20 protein-coding genes are annotated in these 20,501 nt (G+C 42.0%); 14 read left to right on the plus strand and 6 right to left on the minus strand.

Annotated elements, in window-relative coordinates:
• Nucleotides 1-87: 87 nt before the first annotated feature.
• From MR041_RS02330 to MR041_RS02345, 4 genes are all read left to right on the plus strand, one after another.
• Nucleotides 88-441 carry a DoxX family protein gene (locus MR041_RS02330; protein WP_242091970.1) on the plus strand — a complete coding sequence of 118 codons (354 nt, stop codon included), beginning with the start codon at nucleotides 88-90 and terminating at the stop codon, nucleotides 439-441.
• A gap of 7 nt (nucleotides 442-448) precedes the next feature.
• Complete coding sequence (locus MR041_RS02335) at nucleotides 449-751, plus strand: hypothetical protein (protein ID WP_242091971.1); 303 nt, start codon at nucleotides 449-451, stop codon at nucleotides 749-751.
• Between the two features lie 108 nt (nucleotides 752-859).
• Nucleotides 860-1,285: a nuclear transport factor 2 family protein gene (locus MR041_RS02340; protein WP_242091972.1), complete on the plus strand. Its 426-nt coding sequence runs from the start codon at nucleotides 860-862 to the stop codon at nucleotides 1,283-1,285.
• 282 nt (nucleotides 1,286-1,567) lie between these two features.
• Nucleotides 1,568-2,974, plus strand: coding sequence for a S1 family peptidase (locus MR041_RS02345; protein WP_242091973.1), 1,407 nt, complete (start codon nucleotides 1,568-1,570; stop codon nucleotides 2,972-2,974).
• Nucleotides 2,975-3,071: 97 nt separating this feature from the next.
• On the opposite strand, the gene MR041_RS02350 is transcribed toward MR041_RS02345, so the two are convergent.
• A complete protein-coding gene (locus tag MR041_RS02350; RefSeq protein WP_242091974.1) occupies nucleotides 3,072-3,884 on the minus strand; it encodes a T9SS type A sorting domain-containing protein in 813 nt (270 codons plus the stop codon).
• Nucleotides 3,885-4,258: 374 nt separating this feature from the next.
• On the opposite strand from MR041_RS02350, the gene MR041_RS02355 reads away from it, so the two are divergent.
• Complete coding sequence (locus MR041_RS02355) at nucleotides 4,259-4,639, plus strand: cupin domain-containing protein (RefSeq protein ID WP_242091975.1); 381 nt, start codon at nucleotides 4,259-4,261, stop codon at nucleotides 4,637-4,639.
• Nucleotides 4,640-4,726: 87 nt separating this feature from the next.
• Nucleotides 4,727-5,230 carry a VOC family protein gene (locus MR041_RS02360; protein WP_242091976.1) on the plus strand — a complete coding sequence of 168 codons (504 nt, stop codon included), beginning with the start codon at nucleotides 4,727-4,729 and terminating at the stop codon, nucleotides 5,228-5,230.
• Nucleotides 5,231-5,378: 148 nt separating this feature from the next.
• On the opposite strand, the gene MR041_RS02365 is transcribed toward MR041_RS02360, so the two are convergent.
• The 3 genes from MR041_RS02365 to MR041_RS02375 all read right to left on the minus strand — a co-directional run bounded on the left by MR041_RS02365 (nucleotide 5,379) and on the right by MR041_RS02375 (nucleotide 9,926).
• Nucleotides 5,379-7,595: an APC family permease gene (locus MR041_RS02365; RefSeq protein ID WP_242091977.1), complete on the minus strand. Its 2,217-nt coding sequence runs from the start codon at nucleotides 7,593-7,595 to the stop codon at nucleotides 5,379-5,381.
• 249 nt (nucleotides 7,596-7,844) lie between these two features.
• On the minus strand, nucleotides 7,845-9,098 hold the full coding sequence (locus tag MR041_RS02370; protein WP_242091978.1) for a hypothetical protein: 1,254 nt from the start codon (nucleotides 9,096-9,098) through the stop codon (nucleotides 7,845-7,847).
• Nucleotides 9,099-9,476: 378 nt separating this feature from the next.
• On the minus strand, nucleotides 9,477-9,926 hold the full coding sequence (locus MR041_RS02375; protein ID WP_242091979.1) for a YybH family protein: 450 nt from the start codon (nucleotides 9,924-9,926) through the stop codon (nucleotides 9,477-9,479).
• A gap of 304 nt (nucleotides 9,927-10,230) precedes the next feature.
• Between MR041_RS02375 and MR041_RS02380 the strand changes: the two genes are divergently transcribed.
• Nucleotides 10,231-10,683 carry a hypothetical protein gene (locus MR041_RS02380; protein WP_242091980.1) on the plus strand — a complete coding sequence of 151 codons (453 nt, stop codon included), beginning with the start codon at nucleotides 10,231-10,233 and terminating at the stop codon, nucleotides 10,681-10,683.
• A gap of 1 nt (nucleotide 10,684) precedes the next feature.
• On the plus strand, nucleotides 10,685-12,217 hold the full coding sequence (locus tag MR041_RS02385; protein WP_242091981.1) for an FAD-dependent oxidoreductase: 1,533 nt from the start codon (nucleotides 10,685-10,687) through the stop codon (nucleotides 12,215-12,217).
• 27 nt (nucleotides 12,218-12,244) lie between these two features.
• On the opposite strand, the gene MR041_RS02390 is transcribed toward MR041_RS02385, so the two are convergent.
• Entirely contained in the window at nucleotides 12,245-13,063 is an 819-nt protein-coding gene (locus MR041_RS02390) for a hypothetical protein (RefSeq protein WP_242091982.1), read from the minus strand.
• Between the two features lie 389 nt (nucleotides 13,064-13,452).
• Here MR041_RS02390 and MR041_RS02395 point away from each other — a divergent pair, with 389 nt between their 5' ends.
• The 6 genes from MR041_RS02395 to MR041_RS02420 all read left to right on the plus strand — a co-directional run bounded on the left by MR041_RS02395 (nucleotide 13,453) and on the right by MR041_RS02420 (nucleotide 18,891).
• Complete coding sequence (locus tag MR041_RS02395) at nucleotides 13,453-13,737, plus strand: hypothetical protein (protein ID WP_242091983.1); 285 nt, start codon at nucleotides 13,453-13,455, stop codon at nucleotides 13,735-13,737.
• Nucleotides 13,738-14,006: 269 nt separating this feature from the next.
• Nucleotides 14,007-15,164, plus strand: a complete 1,158-nt coding sequence (locus MR041_RS02400; RefSeq protein ID WP_242091984.1) for an alpha-hydroxy acid oxidase — start codon at nucleotides 14,007-14,009, stop codon at nucleotides 15,162-15,164.
• Between the two features lie 39 nt (nucleotides 15,165-15,203).
• Nucleotides 15,204-16,937 (plus strand): thiamine pyrophosphate-binding protein, encoded by a 1,734-nt coding sequence (locus MR041_RS02405; protein ID WP_242091985.1) that lies wholly within the window; start codon nucleotides 15,204-15,206, stop codon nucleotides 16,935-16,937.
• A gap of 241 nt (nucleotides 16,938-17,178) precedes the next feature.
• On the plus strand, nucleotides 17,179-17,601 hold the full coding sequence (locus MR041_RS02410; protein WP_242091986.1) for a hypothetical protein: 423 nt from the start codon (nucleotides 17,179-17,181) through the stop codon (nucleotides 17,599-17,601).
• A gap of 442 nt (nucleotides 17,602-18,043) precedes the next feature.
• A complete protein-coding gene (locus MR041_RS02415; protein WP_242091987.1) occupies nucleotides 18,044-18,424 on the plus strand; it encodes a DUF2784 domain-containing protein in 381 nt (126 codons plus the stop codon).
• A gap of 119 nt (nucleotides 18,425-18,543) precedes the next feature.
• Entirely contained in the window at nucleotides 18,544-18,891 is a 348-nt protein-coding gene (locus MR041_RS02420; RefSeq protein ID WP_242091988.1) for a hypothetical protein, read from the plus strand.
• Nucleotides 18,892-19,069: 178 nt separating this feature from the next.
• Here the strand turns inward: MR041_RS02420 and MR041_RS02425 are convergent, their stop codons facing one another.
• Nucleotides 19,070-20,413, minus strand: coding sequence for a lysophospholipid acyltransferase family protein (locus MR041_RS02425; protein WP_242091989.1), 1,344 nt, complete (start codon nucleotides 20,411-20,413; stop codon nucleotides 19,070-19,072).
• Nucleotides 20,414-20,501 lie beyond the last annotated feature (88 nt).

Raw genomic sequence — 20,501 nt, forward strand, 5'->3', positions numbered from 1 at the left:
GTCAAACCCTTGCTCGATCATCCTGGAGTTATAGCTATTAATTGACATTTAATTTGTAGCTTTCCTGTATCCAAAACATATAATATTATGATTAAAACCATTCTATTAGTCCTATTAGGTGTTTTTTTCATCCTCAATGGGATCAGCCATTTGATCAATAATGAAATTTACGAGGAATACTCCTCTAAAAGAGGTTTGATTGCCCCGAAACTCATGGTAAGGCTCAGCGGGGTTCTGCTTATTTTTGGCGGGGTTGCCCTGGCCTCAGGATATTTGTTAATGATCGGTATTGTTGGTCTTTCCTTGTTCCTGGTCATTGCCTCCTTCACCATTCATCAATTCTGGAAGGAGCGGGGGAAGGAAAAAAAATTACTGGAAGGCATGCACTTTGCCAAGAACATGGCCATTCTAACCGAATTGATCTACATCGCCTATTCGTAAAACTGCCATGACACCTAAACACCTCATGCTTTTGGTTATAGGCGTACTCCTTACAGATTGTAAGGAAGACGAAGACGCCATTGGGCCCTGCGCTGATGGCTATCACATCATTGTCCACCAGGAGAACTGTAGTGGGGACTTCAATACCATCCGGGTCTCCAGACAGGAGCACAATCGCATTATGGAGCTTATTCTGAATACGGAAGTTGAATGCCTTCCTGCTGCCGTTACTCCTAAAGATGGCGGAGCTCCTGTTGAAGGCTATGTAAAGGCTGTATTGGGTCTCTGTGAGATAGGCGGTGCATTTTAGTAGGCTCAGGCTTTGCTGATCCTGCCTATCAGAAACTGCGATAAAATGCGTATATTGAAGTCTGCTTCACTATCTCGAGCGCAGCTCCTGCTTTTAAAATCATTAATTATGAAGTCATTAGTTACGCTTACCGTACTTGTTTTAAGTATGGTATCCTCCTTCGCACAAACCGCTGAAAGTCTGAAGGCCAGAATTCAGGAGCATTACAAAACCATTCATTCCGGCGATTTTGATGCCGTTTGGTCCGATCATTTAGAAGACTTTTCCATGTATATGTATGACGGTTCGGCCCTGAATGAATCCGGGATTACAACCACCGCCAAAAATATGGGAACCAAAATGACATTACCCAGTCCGAATGTGGTTATGAAACATTTTAACGCACAGCTCTACGGTAATGTGGGGGTAGCTACCTTTTATCTGGATGGCGATTATGCAGACGATGCCGGTTTGTATCGGGTGTCGGCAGTCTGGGTATGGAAAGACGGGGTATGGCGAGAGGCGCACCATCATGAATCGAAATTGATCAATTAGGGCTTCAGGACCTGGTACCGCTCAGAACACATGAGGCTGACACCTGACCGAGGGGTAGTTTCGTCGTTCTAAATGAAAATCATCTGAGAATCGAATACGACCAAAAGGGCTTGGACTTCAAATCAAATTTAAATTGGGCCCTGGTGACCGAAGACACCTTCAGTGCTGAGATCAACCTGTATTCTGATCTTTCAGATTGCGAGGTCATTAATAAATAATTATCTTTAAGAGTTCATTTTTGAAAAAACCAATCGTTAGGATAGCTTTATATAATTGGGGGATATGAAGATTTTAAAACACACTTTTGTTTTTCCACTGCTTTTTATAAGCTTTATTTTCTTGTGGTCCTGTGGTCCCTCGGGGTTGAATACCAAGAAGATCGTTTCCAAATACAGTGAGAGTATCGTAAAAATACTATTGCTGGATTCGGTTCAGGAAAACATCAAAAAAGGCAGCGGATACTTGGGCAGAGGCTCAGGATTCTTCGTTACCGAGGACGGCTATATCTTTACGAATCGTCATGTTGTGGACATGTGTGTGAAAGGCTATATCGACTATGACTACAAGGACAACTCCGGCAAAACGAGAAGCAATCTCACTACCTATTCGAAAGACATTGTGAATGACAAAAACCTGGTGAAAGCCTATCACACCGGATACACCACACCGATTATACAGGTCTATCACGGTACCAATGAAGACGATTATAAGTTGTATGTTGCCGAGGTCGTGTCCATCGGTATGGGTGCCTTTGACGGTGCCATATTAAAGGTGGTCAGTGATATTGACGGTCATCCAGTTGATGAAAAATTTACGGCAATTCCCATTGGAAACTCGGATGACATCCAGCAGGGGGAACAGCTCTGTGTTTACGGATTTCCCCAACAATTTCAAGGCGACAAGGAACTCATGATGTTGGATATGAGTACCTTGAGTATTGGTATTATGAGTGGATTTGATTATGTTTTCAACAAGGATTACGGCTATATTAAAACCGATGCCGAGATCCACGGCGGGAACAGCGGGGGTCCCGTATTTGATGAAAACAACGAAGTCATCGGCATTGCCACCGCCAAAGGTGTGGAGACCAATATTGGCCTGGTGGGTGGTATAAACGGGATGTATTTTATTGCCGCCAGTACTATTGAGCTTCAGGAACGGTTGAAAAAGAAAGGATTAAAACCCCCTAAACGGTCATTTTCCATCAATACCACATCGGGTGAAAAGCTGCCGATTAAAACTGTATCGCAAATCAATGCCATTGTAAACAGTCGTAAGAAACCGGTAACTCCAAAATATAATTATAGCTCATATACCCAGAATTACAAGAACGCGAAGGTGTATTTCTCCACCATTTCACCCAAGGACAATAACAATACGCTTCCACCGGCGTCGAAACGCTATAGCAGTTTTAAGTTTTACAAGGCAAAGGGAGGAAAGATTTGGGTTTACGTGGATAATTCAACTCAAAAACTGAACACCTCCCAGGTAAAGGTATACGTCTATAAAAAGGTTTATACCAGCTACATCAGACAAAAGACCTTAAGCTACAATACCACGGGCAGTTGGAAAAATATGTATTTCCCCTTTACTTTTTATGAAGCGGGATCCTATAAGATGATGGCCTATTCCAAGGAAGGTAAATATATTGGAACAGGTTATTTTTCAACCAGTTTGATTCCGGATTAAATCAATCGCCTGACTGTATCATAGCGTTCATTGTAAACTGCAACGCCTTCCAGGCTTTACCCATAGCGTGTGCAATGGGTTAGGTTTAAGCGGCTTTTTAGCGGACGATTAAGCGCTTCGATAACACGCTCTGGTCCTGGTTCATTCTCAGAAAATACATACCGGGAACCAATTTGGAGACATCGAGACTCTGGTGCTCCACCATTTGTTCTAAAACAAGTTGTCCGGAGACGGTGTACAATTTCACCTGAGGCGTGGTACTTTCACGGTGTACTATGTTCACGAACCCGTTCTTTGTAGGGTTGGGGTACAAGCTGAATTCCGGGATATCCTTCCGGTCATTGGATAAGGTATAGGTACCATTCGGATAAGGGTCAGTACAACTGGAATTCGGACTGCAGCCTATAAAGGCATCATCCATAATAGTCCATTCGGATAGGGTAAAGGTCGCATTGGGCCCAAAACCGGGTTTGCGATAGGCCCATCCTCTTGAATATTCCCAGGCCGTTCCGAAACCATCAACGCCAAGCGCCCCATAAATATCAATAACGGTACCGTTCATATCTTCAATGGTTACCGTGTCGTCACCGTTAATATAACCAACATTAGAATAGGGGTCAGTAGGTGCAAAATCAAAAAACGGTTGAAAATAAAAATCATCCTGAGCCAGGTAATAATACGTTCCCCCCGTTAATGGGGAATACAGGGTAGTTTGCCCTAAAACACTATTATCGGGTCTTGTTGCCTTTATGGTATAAAAATCTGAGTTAATATCATTTACTATATATAATTCAACAAGTCCTGCATTCCTGCCGTCATAACCGTGACCAAGACCGGTAATAAGTATATCTTGTGGTAGGACAGTCAGAGAATTAAATAATCCCAGAAGTAAAGCTAAACAAGGTTTCATCGTATTGCATTTAGTAAAGCAGGTGGTTATGGTGAAACCCGTACATGGATTCTCAAATAGATCATTGAGCCTTAGAAAGATACAAAAAAAATTGTTACACATGACAAGAAGGTCCGACATTGCCCAATCCGGTTTGCAAAGGGTGTCGTCCCGAGAAACAAGGGCGCTGGTATAAACCGTTTCCATTGTCATGGTTTTCATGCACATTTTAAGACTTGATGTACGAGAATTAAGGTGTTCACTTATTTTTTGTATCTTAAGAGGGAATTAATCAACCACATCGTATGAAAACACACAAATTCAAGCTGGCCCTGAAATCCCTTTTTTTTATTGCGCTGTTCCAGTTCACTGTTGTTCACGGACAAGGCGATGGGGTGCTGTCCTCAGAACATTCCCTGGCGATGTCGCCCGATGATGACAGTCTGACCTGGCTCCCTGCTCCCGATTTCTTTCCAGACTGTTCCTTTACCATTCTGCATGGGGACATGGCGGCACCCAATCTCGATCTCTTCTTTAAGATCGAAGCAAATACCGAGGTCGTTAAACACACGCATAAGTCCGCAGAGCGCATGATTTTAATGAGCGGTGCACTCGAGGTGGAATATGAAGGAGAGGACCCTGTTGTCGTGAAGGCCGGTTCCTATCTGTATGGTCCTTCGGGTAAACCCCATCGGGCCAAATGCCTTGATAAGGGACCCTGTGTCCTGTTTATCGCCCTGGTGGAAACCTTTGACGCTGTTGTCGTTGAAGACTAATCCGATTTTTGCAATCTAAACAAACCCTGTGGGAGGGTATGGTGATCCTCCCTCTTTTGGGTTGTCATATTTTAATCAAAAACTTTTATGATGTTAAAAATTCAAGCGTTCACCCTCAAGGTTATCCTGTGTCTCTTTTTTTGTCAAGGACATACGCAAAACAGCCCTGCAGAAAATGGTACCGATATAGCGACTTCCTATAATTTGACCTTGCAGCACACTACCCTGGTGGTGAGCGACTTTGCTGTGAGTAAACCCTTCTATACTGAGGTGCTTGGTCTGAAGGATTTAAATGCCGATTGGCTGCCCGACAAGCAGATGTTTTTATCGCTGGGCAATAATCTGGAATTACATGTCGGAGAAGTTCCCGGAGTTGAAATCAAGCCCAGCAACTTCAATCATTTTGCCATTTCCACCAATGATCTGGATGGGTATCTGTCCCATTTAAAGGCGCATGGCGTGACCTATTCTAATTTGGGCGGCGGACAGCCTTATTTTATTCAGAAAAGACCGGATGGGGTAAGACAAACCTTTATCCAGGATCCGGATGGTTATTGGATTGAAATTAACGATGCCAATGAGGGCTATTGAAACCCTAAGGCCTAGTCTATGGCTCATTCATTACCCTTCACATAAAAGGGCCCGACGATTATCATTGACAGAATCTTTGAAATTTGCATTTGACCAACTCGGTTATACTGTACAAAGTTTATTAAGTACCAAGGGTTTTAGATAGGGGTTATTTTATGAATTTAGGCTTTAGGGTATTGACAAACAGGATGTTGCCCACATCCTCATAGCCTTCGAATATGGTATGCTCATCCGTTTTAACATGGCCTTCATGAAAACCGATTAGCGTCAGGTCGGCATCCACAGAATAGGCATTAATCAAATCGTTTTTACTTTTATGTTCCTCTATGGGAATAACATTGATATTGTTTGGCGATATGGGAAGCCTTCCGGTGGCACACAGTTGTATAAGGTTCTCCTGCTCCTTAGCAATACTCTCTTCCGGGAAAGCCGCAAAAATCTTTATCTGACCCTTTTTCCAATCGGAATGACCTAAGATAATATAGGAGAGCAGGATCATCAAATTGGCGTTTTCATAATCCTCTTTTTTAATCCAGATGTGGATATTCTTTCTGAATCCGAAGCCTTTATCCGAACTGGCAAGAATGCATAAATCATGACCTGCTGTTTTTATCAGATTGTAGTTGTCAATGACTTCTGACAACCATGCCGTTTCTCCCTTTTTGTACTCAAAAAGGGCCATATTGTTAGGTTGTCCTGAAATACCCGGCAGCTGAATAATAAATGCAATGGCCGAGGTGGTTGATGGGGACACCAGGGTCTCCACAAAGACATTGGAATTGTTATTTGACACATAGTCTATGAGCCGTTCCAATTTTTTATCTGCCGCCAGTTTTGAGGCACTCGAAAGGTAATCATGTTCGAGATGCACATACATCCCAAAACCATAGCTATGTGAAATCCATTTCATCAACTCGAGGGTGTCCAAGCGCTTAAAACTATCAACAGACAGGCAAACGACCGACGGCCTCCAGTCTTCTTCGGTATTGGCCTTCTCGGATTTTTGAAGAAACACCTGCAACCTTCTGCTCAATTGCTGGATCACCCCCTGAAATATATTGGCCATGCCTTTATTGACATCGCTTTTAGAGGAAATGTATAAGTACAGTAAGATCATGACGACAATGGCTGAAAGGGCGTAGGGCGTGTTGATCTTGAACATTAAATACACGCACATAACGGCGCCCAGAAGCGAGAGGTACCATTTCGATTTGAAGGATGGCCTGTATGAGGGATCGGCGGCAAAATGCTGGAGAAATGAAATTAGGCAAAGCGAACCGTAGGTCACCATAAAAAACATAGAAATGATTTCAGCCACCGCGTTGACATCCCCCAATACAACGAACACGAGGGCAATAATGCTGGTTACGATAGTCGCATTTCTCGGTTCATTGTTTGCTTTATTGCCCCTGGCCACCCAGCGGTTCAGGAATTTGTTTGGAAACACACTATCGCCGCCAATGGCCTGCAGGGTGCGCGGGGCCACCATAAATGACCCTAAAGCCGAGGAAATGGTTGCAGCGGCCAGACCAATTGGAATAATGGGACCCCAGATGGCAATGTCTCCCATAATCAACTGATTTTCTATCAGGTCGGCCGGTGAGGCTGATGAGGCCAACTTATAGGCAATAAAGAAATAGATCACCATCCCCGTAACTGTAGCCGTCAGGGTGCCGAGCGGTATGGCCTTTTTCGGATCTTTCAGATCACCCGAAAGCCCAACCCCCGCTGTCATCCCGGTAAAAGCGGGAAAGATGATGGCAAAGACATAAAAAAAGCCATTGTCCGGACTTATGCTTTTAAACAATGAGGAAGGGTCGAAGGTTTCTGAATAGCCTGTATGGCCAAAGAAAAAAAGGAACAGGGAGATGCCCAAAAGAGACACGACCACATATAAGGCCTTCATCCCCAAATCGGCGCCCCTCCGCACCATGAGCCATATCAATAACAACAAGGCAGGAATACTGAACAAGCGGTTATCATAAATAATATACCCTAATTCTGATGCCATCCAGGGCTTAAGGACTTCGAAAGCCTCTGCAAAGGCAATGACATAGAAGGCCACACTGATGGCCTGAGAAAAATAAAGGGCGATGCCGATGGCAGCACCAATATTGATCCCGAAGGACCTGGAAATTATAAAATACTCACCACCGCCTTCCACTTTCTGATTTGTAGCTATTTCGGCCAGGGCCATTGCCGTCGGTATGGTTACCATATGCCCGATCAATATGATAAAGATGGTTCCTAAAAATCCAACCGAACCTACGGCAAAACCAAATCTAAGAAACATGATCGCTCCTAATATTGTAGATATTGCAGTTAAAAAAACCGGTAAGGTGCTAAACTTCCTGGGTGCTGCCATCGTATTTTTGTCTAGAATGCTGAAAGAATAACTAAAGATACTTAAAAAGAGCGTCCGAATTTTTAATTATCGCCATTAATACAACTGTACACCACGTTATTTTATCACAAACATCCCGTTACAGCATAGCCTTCTGTGAGAGCGGCCACGCCACCTCCTGGTTCAAAATAAGGAACGCTTGTCAAAGGGTGGCCATAGTGCTTGTTTTAACAGCTATCCACTTCGCCCAGGAAAGAACTTAAACCTGATTTAATAGTAAACGATGGTTCTTTCCACAAGGAAGTACAAGGGGTCGTCTTTCTGATTGTGGTAAAGCAGGCATGTCGTCCAATCCCCATGGTCATTATAGGTGTATCTCGCGGTGGATTCCGAGATCTTTTTATTTTTCCTCAATACGATATGAACCGTATGATCTCCCCTTTCATTATATCTGTCTATAGATTTTCGCTTGCCATAGTCTTCTACATATTCAATTAATTTATCGTCACTACCATACACTCTGGTAGTGCTGTACTCCAAATTACCTTTATCATCATAGGTATAAACGATATGCTTTTTACCGTTGTCCGGGTACTCATGTACCCGCCTGAAGGTCTTCATACTTCCTTTTATTTTAATGAATCCTGATTTACTCGGTAGTTGTTCAACCGTCTTTATTTCTTCCCTGACCTTGTCGTCATCGTTATAGGTGTAATTGAATGTCACGATACTTTTGTCATAGGATTTTACGTTAGGCAGGCCTTTTTGTAAGGACCTTTTCTCGACACTTCTTTTATCTGTTTTCAGGAGGCCACTGCTCGTATATTGATATTCCCGCAGTACGGTGATGGTGTCGATGATTTTTGGTTGTAAGGGCCCCATCTGGGTGGTGTCTATGTACCTGTATTTTTCCTTCAGCAGATTCCCCTGTGCATCCCTTAACTCAAAATAATGATCGTTCTTTGGGATGCTATTGTTAAATTCGGTTTCTGTTAACTGATTGAGACTATCGTTGTATGAAAGATAGTATCTGTGGTAGTCTTCATCAGTCAGGTCCTTACTCCAATACTTATAGAACAGTTTGTGCAACCACCCTTTTACAGGAAAGGTATGTTTGTTCCATCGCGTTTTTTCAATTCTGCCCAGGGAATCGTATGCGATATTCAAAATGATGCTGTCCTGTAATTCGAACAGGGTCATCTTGGCTTTGACGACCTGATCTTTTTCATTATAGGTATAGGTGTCCTTTATGTGGTAGTCCCCCTTATTATTCGGGTAATAGATGGCTGTTACCCGGCCATAGGGGTCGTACTCGATCTTACCGGTATTGAAGTCCCCGCTAATAGGGTAGCGTGGCCTTATTTTATAAATGGGGTCTCCCTTAATGACCTGGTCATTACTGACATTGGCCTTGTACAGTTTAATTTCAAGGCTGTGTATTTGATTTTTGGTGTATTCCGATTGCGCCCATGACACCAGGGCTGCCATTAACAGTAATGCGCTTATCCGGTATGCGGTTTTCATTCTCTGCTGATTTTCTGGATCGTAAGTTTCGCCTTTTCATGTCACGGCCGCAACGACATATCCCTTAATAAACGGGCTCATGCATTAGACTGACTAGAGGTTTACAATTGCATCCAAAAATGTATGCATTTTAAGACGGTCCTAAAATGATATTCATCATGTCATTTACCCGCATGAGACAGGTGCCAGGTGTTTTTATGAATAAAATACAGCCCATTACAGAAAGAACTTATTTGAGATCAATAGTATACCTATGACGCATCATAAGTTCTAAAAGATACGCCTTGCAGGGCGGCAACTTAAGGAGCCATTATACGCATATGAAGTAATAATAACTTTTAAAGTAACACATACCGCCAGAGGAGACAGGATTACACGCTATTCCTTGATCAAAGACCAGTTCGCATGAACCACCTTCCATTTTCCCTCGATCAATTTATATATCGACGTGGCTTTCCACGGCGGTCCCGGTTCATTGTCCGTGGTTTTCGCATTGTATCTTAAGGTGAGAATAGCCATGTTATCATATACCTGGACTTGAGGGTTGACCAGCTCATAGCGATGCGGAGGAATCTTCCCTTCAAGGGACTTAAAATAGCCTTTCAAGGCCTCTGATCCTGATACGCGATTTTGCGCTGCAATATCATCAAAATAAGTCGCATCTGCAGCAAAGTTCTCTGCAAAACCAACAGGATCTCCCCCAGCCCATTTGTCCAACGCCATTTTTTCGAGATTAAGAACCTCCTGTTCTATCTGGGCCTTGGATTGATTGGAATTTGAACAGGATATAAAAAATGTTAAACCAATCAGTAACAATTTAATTTTCATGACTTAAGCTTTTTATTATTTATATAAAGGTAATTAAAAATTAAGTTCCTTATACCTCGCCTAACTATGAATTACGCATTGACATGCCTATTTAAACTCGACTCTATCCTTTTATTCCTTAGAGCAGTCGTGCTTATAACTGAGAACGATTTATTGAGAATCTTTGATATTCAAAGGATTAGAAAAGCACATTACAAGTCCTGCAACAGAATTGTAACACTGCAACACTTTTGTGAACAGGCCATTTTAGCCCATTCCAGTTGGTGCTGATTTTATTTAGGATTATTCACTTTAAATTTCTACCTTGGAAACTACATGGCCGCCTGTCCAAAGCACCGCTAACCGCCTTATAGGACTGTTGTCAGAACGATATATGAAACGACGCGTATTTACAAAATCCATGATACTGGGGTCACTTGCCATAACGACGCCATTGGTGACTGTAGGCTGTAAGCAAATTGACTATGATCCGGCTGATCTTGGAAATCATGCTTTGCCCTTAATATGGAAGGAGGACATCCTAAGTGACATAGGGAAAATGTATTTGGAAACCCATCCGAAGGAAGGACGTGAAAAAAAACTTATTCGCCTCCTTACCAAAGAATACAAAGACGAAACCATGTCTTTAAAGGACCATTTGAAGCAAAACATCATTCAGGATTTCAAATCAAAAAACACCCTTATTATCGCGGGTTGGATCTTATCGAAAACCGAGGCTCGGCAATGTGCTCTGATGGCATTAACTAAAATTAATTAAAATGCATATAGACGCAAGGCATCTTCCGAATAACAGCATTATAGAAGGCGATTTATGTATTATTGGGGCAGGAGCGGCCGGAATCAGCATGGCCCTGGACTGGAATAACTCCCGGTACAAAGTCATTCTTCTTGAAGGCGGGGGCTTTGATTATGATGATAGCATTCAAGACCTATATTCCGGAAAGACAAGCGGGCAAAAGTATTATCCCTTACGCGCCAGCAGGCTTCATTATTTTGGAGGAACCACCGGGCATTGGGCCGGGATGTGTGCTCCTTTTGATCCCATCGATTTTAAAGAACGCCCATGGGTGCCTCACAGCGGATGGCCCATTACCTTGGCGGATCTGGAGCCATATTACGCCAAGGCCAATGAGGTACTTGAAGTTGGGCCCTACAATTACAGTTACCGTTACTGGAATGAACAGGTCCCCAACCTTAAACCTTTTCCCCTTGATGACACTGTAATTTGGAACAAAATATGGCAGTTCAGCACGGCCCGCTACAATACATTATACAGAGATACCATTATTAATTCGAAGAATATTCATCTGTATACCTATGCCCAGGCCACAAACATTCTGACCAATGATGGCCTCTCGGAAGTCTCGGACATTATCGTAAAAAATCATGAAGGGAAAACCCATACGGTCAGAGCAAAACAGGTCATACTGGCTTGCGGTGCCATTCAAAATGCACGCTTACTGTTAGCTTCTAATTCACAGGCTCCTAAAGGTATTGGGAACCAGAACGACCTTGTTGGAAGATTCTTTATGGAGCATTTAGAGGTTGCCATCGGGGAATTGTGGTTATTTGAGCCCTTTATTTCCGACCTGTATTCCTGGGATTATGGAAAGACCAGGGCCAGTGCCGAACTTGCCATTACTGAAGACCTCCAGGAACAGGAGAAAATATTGAATGGTACCGTTTCCCTTACCCCTCTTAAAGTGGCGCAATATATGAAACCAAGAATGGAAACCTGGCAAAATGAAGATCCCAGAAAAAGCATGGACAATGTGTTTGCGAATTGGGGAGAGGCCGATGAAAAGGGACGCAATGCGTCCGGTTTTATTGAAAAGGCCCACCAGTTAAATATCCGTATTGAACAGGCGCCCAATCCCAATTCACGCATTACCCTGGATGGTAAAAACGATGCTCTGGGCGTTCCGGAAGCCCATTTGCATTGGGCCCTTACACGTTTAGACAAACACAGTGTGCGTACCATAATCCATATTCTTGGACAGGAATTTGGCAAATCCGGACTGGGAAGGGTGAAAATGAAAGCCTTTCTCAGAGATCCGGATGATGATCTGTTCCCTGAAGAGACCAATGGGGGATGGCATCATATGGGGACGACACGAATGGCTGATGACCCCCATAAAGGGGTGGTCGATTCGAACTGCAAGGTTCATGGTATCTCCAATCTGTTCATCGCCGGTTCAGGATGCTATCCTACTTCCGCGGCACCCAATCCGACACTGACCCTAACCGCGCTGTCCTTGCGTCTCTCGGACCATTTAAAAAAGAAGGTTTAAGCAACATGTACAGCGTCGTTGATCATACTAAAGAAATAAACTTCCCCCAAGGGTGAAGGTTGGAAAGCGCTGTGAACCAATTTTAAGGTGTTCATAGCCGCCAATAACCTTGTATCGTTTTATATGAAAGTTAAGCATCAGATTCAATTTGTTGACGGTTTCCGAATTTATAAAGGTTTGTTTAAAATTAACTTCCAGGCTTAGCGGGTTCGCAAAAAAGAGTTCAGTACCCAAACCATAGGTAAATCCAAATTGATCAACATTCCCATCAATATAGGTTGTTCCGACACCCCACCAGGCATCTATTTGTTCAGCGCGTATGCGGTAGTATTTCGCCATCAGATTATAAAATGCCAACTGATCATTGCCGAAATTGAAATTTCGTTCCCATAGCTGATGGTAGTCGAACTCAAAACCCATACGTTTTAGAAATCGCATATCCAAGGTTACATTCATCCCTTTCATGGCCTTGTTTTCAGAAATATACCTGCCGGTGATTTCCGCTCTAAATGGACTGTAGGCCTCGTCCATAGAAAATGTATAGTTTCCTTTTTTAGGATTTGTGTAGGGATAAGGGGTCAAAGGGGCCTGACTGGCAGGGTACTGCGTTTCAAACGGCGTTTCTATGAGTGTATAGTAGGTCATATACATCAAGGCCTCTACGATGATCCCGCCAAATGTTTCAACGAAAAAACCATCACCATCACTATCATCATCGTCATAATCTCTCGAGGAACTCCGTTCACTGCTCCTGCTTACACTGTTTTCAGCTTTTCCTATTTTGGATTGCGAATACCCATTCGTCATAAGACCCATGATGCAAAAGCACATTATAATGTATTTCATCACAAATAAATTTATTTCACGACAACCTGTAATATGGCTTCCGGTAGTCATGAATAGTTTAGTTAAAGGTATACATCCTATAGCCATTGTATATCCTGAAAAGACGTTGAACGCATTATTCGGACAGATCCTTCAGGCTTAAAAAAGCTAAGCCAAAAATTAGGTATTTCCAGCAAGAAATAACATGATAATTATCAGCCGAAAAGACCTTACTGCAAGGTAAAGAATTCCATGAGTGTATCCTAAAAGGACCTTAGCTCACTTAGTTGGCCAATACAAGATCATTTGCCGCGGACCATGCGGCCCTTTAGCTAAAATAGCCCTTAACTTTTAATACTGGTAATTTGGGAATTGTTTTCATTGTTTTTAACTTTAAGAAAAATTGACCAATGCGTTTTTCTATAATTTTTGGATTACTTGCCCTCATTGCGCTTTGGTATAACCTTTATGTGAGTATTTCCATTATAAAATATCTCAAATCAAATGGTAAGGAAGCCAGTTTGTTCACCAAAGGGTTTTACGTAAAAGGAAAAATATTTAAGTACCTTCCACTATACAAAGAAACGACTTTGAAGAAGGAAGGTAAAGTGGGGCATTTGTACGCTGAGTTTTACTACTCATTCCTTTTGCTCCTTTTTTTCCTGATTACAGGTCTCATTAGTGTTTCGCGTTAGAAATTCCATTTTCCCTGATTTGTTCAAACGAGGTAAAACCAGAAACCGCCCTCGATAGAAATAGACTTTCACTTATTTATTTTTAAATGACCTTGTCACATTTTCGGATCCCCTTTTTTTGAATTATCACGCTACAACAGGGATGATATTAATCATTTTATACCTCTTTATTATTCGCTAATTTATTCCCCTTGAGTTGGTTATTCCTGGAGTGCTGCTTCATATCAACTTCGCAACAATTGTTTTGTCGAATTAAAAGTATTTATAAAATGTCTAAAATAAGTCATTGCATATCCATTGGGGATATGAAAGCATTAGCCCGAAAAAAAATACCCAGTGTGATGTTCGATTATATCGATGGTGGCGCAGAAGACGAACGTACTCTGAATTGGAACCGCAACGCTTTTGAAAAGTATGAATTTATACCGCGCGTATTGAGAGATGTAAGCGAAATTGACCTATCCGCTAAAGTACAGGGTAGACCTTTAAAGTTACCTCTCATCGCGGCACCCACAGGTATGTCCTGTATGTTTCATTACAGGGGGGAGAAGGCTGTTGCAAAGGCTGTACATAAGGCGGGTGGTGCTTATACATTGTCTGCCGTTGGGACCACCTCTATTGAAGATATCGCAGCCTGTTCTGACGGGCCAAAGTTTTTCCAGATATACGTTTGGCACAATAAGGCCATGGTTCAGGATTTTATTTTGAGGAGCCGTCAGCAAGGTTATGACGGATTAATGCTGGCCGTTGATCTCGCCACACTGGGCAAACGGGAACGCGACATCAGAAACGGACATGGAAGGCCGAATCTGCTCAAGTTAAAGACCGGGCTTTCGGCACTCAGCAAACCGGCATGGCTCTACCATTACCTGACCCAACCAAAATGGAGAATGGCCAATATGACCGCGCATCTGCCGCATGGTGCTCTTGCTGTAAAAGTCATAGATGAAGTCAACGAACAGTTCAGCGCCACCGTGGATTGGAAGGATGCGGCGGCTTTGTGCAAACAATGGAATGGACCTTTTATATTAAAGGGAATTCAATGTGTGGAAGATGCTGTAAAGGCAGCTGAAATCGGAGCAACAGGTATTGTTATAAGCAACCACGGCGGAAGGCAATTGGACGGTGCACCGGCCACTCTGGACTTACTGCCGGAGGTGGTGGAGGCCGTGGGTACCGATCTGGAAGTCCTTATAGATGGGGGCATAATGAGAGGTGCTGATGTGATAAAAGCGATCGCTCTGGGAGCAAAATCCGTTTTAGTAGGCAGAGCTTACCTGTATGGATTGGCGGCAGGTGGACAGGCCGGAGTATACAGAGTATTTGAAATATTAAAGGATGAAATGACCCGTGTCATGCAATTAATTGGATGCACATCCATTAAAGCGCTGGATAGTAGTTATATTAGACTGAGGAACTCATTTTGAAAAACCGTGTTCTATAATTCCTTAAAATCACTTTGAAAAATGAAAAAATCCGGAGCCGAATTACTTGTTTATGCACTGGAACAAATTGGGGTGCAGTACACTTTTGGAATACCAGGTGTACACAATACCGAAATTTATGATCAACTAAATAGCAGTGAACAGATTGAACCTATCCTTGTTACCCACGAAGTTGGTGCAAGCTTTATGGGTTTGGGCGTGTCATGTACAAGTCATTCTGTTGGTACCGTTGTAATTGTTCCTGCTGCGGGTGTAACCCATGCTATGAGCGGTATAGGGGAAGCTTTTTTGGATGGTATTCCGCTCCTGGTCATCAGTGGAGGAACGCGTCGGGATTCCGGGAGATCTTACCAGTTGCATCAACTCGATCACAAAACACTGGTACAGGCCATCACAAAAAAGTACTACCTGATTGAAAATCATTCTCAGATCATTCCAGTGGTTTACAAGGCGTATCAAGACGCTATACAGGGGGAACCCGGGCCGGTTTTCATCGAAGTCCCGGTTGAAATACAATTGTTCCGTGGTTCCGTTAATGATATGCCTTCTTTTGAACCATTAAAACAACCCAAAACGGTTGATGAAAAACAAATACATGAGGCGGTGGAACACCTCATTAAGGCTAAGAATCCCGGGATATATGTTGGTTGGGGTGCCGTTGACGCCACTGAATTCACCATTAAAATAGCTGAAACCCTTTCAGCACCGGTATGTACAACCCTGCAAGGGAAAAGCGCATTTCCTGCATCACACCCCCTGCATACGGGTTTCGGATTCGGTCCTAATGCCGTCCCTGCCAGCCAGAAGGCGTTTAAGCATATGGATCTGATGTTGGCCGTTGGTGTTCGATTTTCGGAAATAGGCACCGGAAGTTATGGTGCCAAAGTGCCTGAAAATTTGATTCATGTCGATATCAATTCCGATGTCTTTAACAAAAATTACCCTGCTATTTTATCCATTGAAGGTGACGCATCCGAAGTCTTGAAGTTAATTGCAGAAGGGTTATCTAAAAGCAATTCTTTCCAGGAGCCTGACAAGAAACTTATCGAATACATAAAAAAAGCAAAAGAAGACTATGCGAAGGCATGGAAAAAAGGACTCCAAAAAGACATCGTTTCACCAGGGTACTTTTTTGAAAGCCTTGAAAAATACACGGACAATGACACTTATATTGTGGTTGACGATGGCCTGCATACGTACCTGGCTGCCGAATTAATGCCTGTTCAAAAAGGCCGTCATTTTATTTCGCCAACCGATTTTAATTGCATGGGGTTTTGTGTACCGGCGGCCATCGGAACTAAATTATCGAATAGAGACAAAAAGGTTGTTGGTATCGTTGGGGATGGTGCTTTCATGATGACCGGAATGGAACTCATTACGGCGGTCACACACCGTTTATACATTATTTATTTTGTTTTTCACGATGGCGAATTGGGACAAATTGCGCAATTACAGGAAATCCCTTTAAATAGAAAAACGGCAACCGTTATTGGGGATTTAAATTTAAAGGGCATTGCAGATGCTGTCGGCGCCTATTTTGTCTCCATAGACCATGATCTGGAATTAGATGAAAAAATGAAAAAGGCATTTGACCTGGCCAGCACCAATCTGCCTGTCTTGGTCGATGTTAAGATCGATTATGAAAAAAAGACATTCATGACCAAAGGTGTGGTGAAAGCCAACCTCAGCCGTTTCTCATTGAGTGAAAAAATTCGTTTTATCAGCCGGGCCATTAAAAGGCGTGTTGTGGGATAAGAATCAACTTATGCCGCCATTGGTGGTTTTTTCTTTTGGTTTTTCAAGATTCCCTTTTTAAGTGTTCTGCCCTAACCCATGAAATACCAAGGCACCTGCTTAAATCAAAACGCCTTGACAGGACCCTGTAGTTATTAATTATATTACAAATTACATTGTTCATAAATTTTTAACCCTTTTTTTATCTATATCGTATTTTTATATACTTTTGTTTGCGTATTAACCAATTAAAATCTTAATTATGTTTTCAAAAACGAATTTAATTTCAACCTTGGTAGGTGCAGTTTGGTCCTACCTTGGAGGGTATTTGCTATGGAACACGATCGGAACTCCACTTTTTGAAGGTCATGAAGGCACTGCAACCGGGCTTTGGAAAGAGGCCCCTGATCAAGTGCATAACATTATTGCCGGTCTGATAATGGCATTTGCTTTTTCCACAATTTATTCCAAATTAGCTAACAACGGGCACAGCATATCCCATGGGGCCACTTACGGCTTGCTGGTTGGTCTCTTTGTGGGTTTTGGAGAACGCTGGTATGATCTCGCTTTTGCAAACATGACGGATATGACCGGAGCCATTATTAATGGGGTATTGAATCTTGTCTTTTACTGTATTTTAGGTATCCTAACAAGTATTGTCTACAATAAGGTAAAGAGCGCTTAAAACCGTCTTATAAAAACAAAAAAGCCTGGTTAAGTTTGGTCTTGATCGGGCTTTTTTTATGTATTCTATGTGGTTAAAGAATAGCTCGCATACCTTTGCATATAGGATCAAACCATTTTATAAAATATATGTTAGAGTGAACCCGAGTCTTTGGATAGGGTCGCCTGCCTTCCACGGCAGGGTGGGTGTTGAATACTATTTCACAGACTCAAATTCCGATTCTCGATACAACCCCTCCTAATCCCGAGGATTCGGGAGGGGTCACTCGAATTGACGGCATTTTATAATAATGCAAAACGGGTCTATCATGTACAGCTTTGTAGTTTTAAATTTGACTTATTCTATAAAACTGTGGGCCTGTCGGGATACTTTTATTGAAGAAAAACGCCTAATCCAATTCTTTTTGAATTAGTTTTATGCTCCTGATAAAACGGTAAATAAAATGCCTGAACCGATCCTTAGAATTCTTGACCTTTTCTTTTTTGTGTTTCATACCATCGTTATCCTATTCAATGTATTTGGGTGGCTCATTCCGAGGTGGCGTCTGGCCAACCTTATTGTATTATCGCTCACCGCATTTTCATGGTTCATCCTCGGCATCTGGTATGGCTGGGGCTATTGCTTTTGTACAGACTGGCACTGGCAGGTCCGTGAGTTGCTCGGGTATTCTAATATGAGTACATCCTATATACATTTTCTTTTATTACAATTAACCGGTGTGGATCTATCTGTTTCATTTGTCGATTCGGCCACCGTCTTCATTTTTATATTCAGTTTTGCCATAAGCAGCTACTTAAATGTCAGAAAATGGACGCGGAAATAAATTGCCTTAAAGATTTAAAAGCCCTTCTGCCAAACAACAGACCGCTCGATTCGAAATGAAGAACATGGAGGAACTTCAATATGAATTAAATGCTTTATTTTTACCAGTAAATGAAACTCATGAAATCTAAACTCTTATTATTTACTGGAATTATTTTTTTAGTGGTTGGTATTCTTCTAAAAAAAATAACAGAAATGGCCTCTTTTGGATTACTGTTAATTATTATTGGCGCTTCATTTAAGTTGCTTTATATTCTTTTGAAAATTAAAAGTGGAGCCTATAAGCCTGGAAAAGAACTGTTGTTTTTAGTTCTGGGTTTATTACTGTTTTTTTCAGGCTTATACCTAAGAGGACAGGATGAATCCTTTATTAATCCTGTTTATTTAATGGTACTTGGAATTACCTTAAAATTTATCTTCATCATTAAATTCATTCAAATCATTAAATCTAACAAACCCGTTACCTGATTCTTTTGCGTCCTTAAAACAATAAATCGGATGCGTCCTTAGACCCGGTCGAATGGTCATCCAAAGAAAGCTAAAGGAATCTCGTTGCTAAACTTCAGACCATATTTAACTTGTCCAGCTTCACATAAGTCAGGGCAACCCTTTAACTTATTTTTTACCACTCCATTTTTGCCATGTTCTAAAGCTTCTCTTTTAAGGATTGTGCGTATAATGTATTACCAATTTCCAATTCGTACAGGAGCTCCCTTCTTTTTCTCTTCAGTTTCTCTATGAGTTTGTTGTGATTGAGATTTAGCTGATAATACCTGATTTTTTCCTTATAGAGATAAAAGCTCTTAATATAATTTAGCGTGAACAATCCCGTTGGGTAGAGCATGAGTAAAAAAACAAGTGCGTAGATCGTATGTATGTACACTGCAAATAAGGCGGTTTCAATACAATAGAAAACCAAAAAGACAAACATGCCAAAGGCAATCTTCATAGAACCCACAAAATCTTTGCGAACAATTATGCGTCGTGATAAGATTTCCGAAACTTTATAAGGCACAATATTAAAGACATAACCAAACAGGAAAACGGGAAATCCCAGAATAAAATAAAGCAGGTCGGACCAAAACCGGAGCCTCATTTTCATCGATCCAATCGTCTTGTCCCGAAGCTTCAGACGATCCAGGCTTTTAAGATAAGCGTTTAGTTTGATCTCAAATGCCACGGTCTCTCTGGGTCTCGTTTTTAAATTATAGGCTACGGCCTTTACAATTTCCCTGGACACTAAAAACTTTTGTACGGCCTTATCATCTGTCTCTTTTTGATCACTCAATTGGCTGTCATAGAGTAATTCGATCTGTCGGGTAAGTGCATCCAATCTTTCATTCTTCACAATAACGACCAGGTCCTCAAGGCGTTTTTTAATCTGATCTGTAAGCTGTAAAACCGCTTGTTTTTCATTATCATGATACACGGCTTCAAAGTCTGAAACCTGTATTGGCGCACCTATATTGATAAAAACATGGCTTCTGAAATAATGCGGGTTGGAATAATTGATCCCGATGGGTATTATTTTTAAATTGAGTTGAAATCCATTTTGACTTTCTGCTCCCAATGCAATCCGCGCCGCCCCTGTTTTTATCTTCCTAAGTCGGCGTTCTGTTTTACTCACCCCTTCCGGAAAGATCATTAGTGATTTTTGAGCTTTAAGATGGTCAAAGCAACTTTGAAAAACGGCTTCATTCTTATACACCTTGTCCGGCGTAATCTCTGGCCTGTATATGGGGATCATATGAAACCGATTAAATATCCAGCGTGTGAGTCTGTATTTGAATGATTCGCCTCTGGCCAGGAAATAGAGGGGGCGCTTTAAATGCACTGCCAGGAGAATGGGGTCCATAAAAGCACTGTTATGATTTGCAACGAACATAACAGGACCTGAACCGGGAATATGATCGCTTCCTTTAATATAGATGGATCTGAAATAGCCCCTTATAGTCAGGTAAAACAACCATTTAAATACGTGATACAGCACAACCCAATGTTTATGTTAAAACAAATCTCCGGTCAACTTTTGAGCAGAAGAAGCCAGCCCTGCAAAGTGAGGCATTTTATTGACAGTA

Origin of the sequence: Aestuariivivens sediminicola (genome assembly GCF_022662015.1) — a bacterium.
GTDB lineage: Bacteria > Bacteroidota > Bacteroidia > Flavobacteriales > Flavobacteriaceae > Aestuariivivens > Aestuariivivens sediminicola.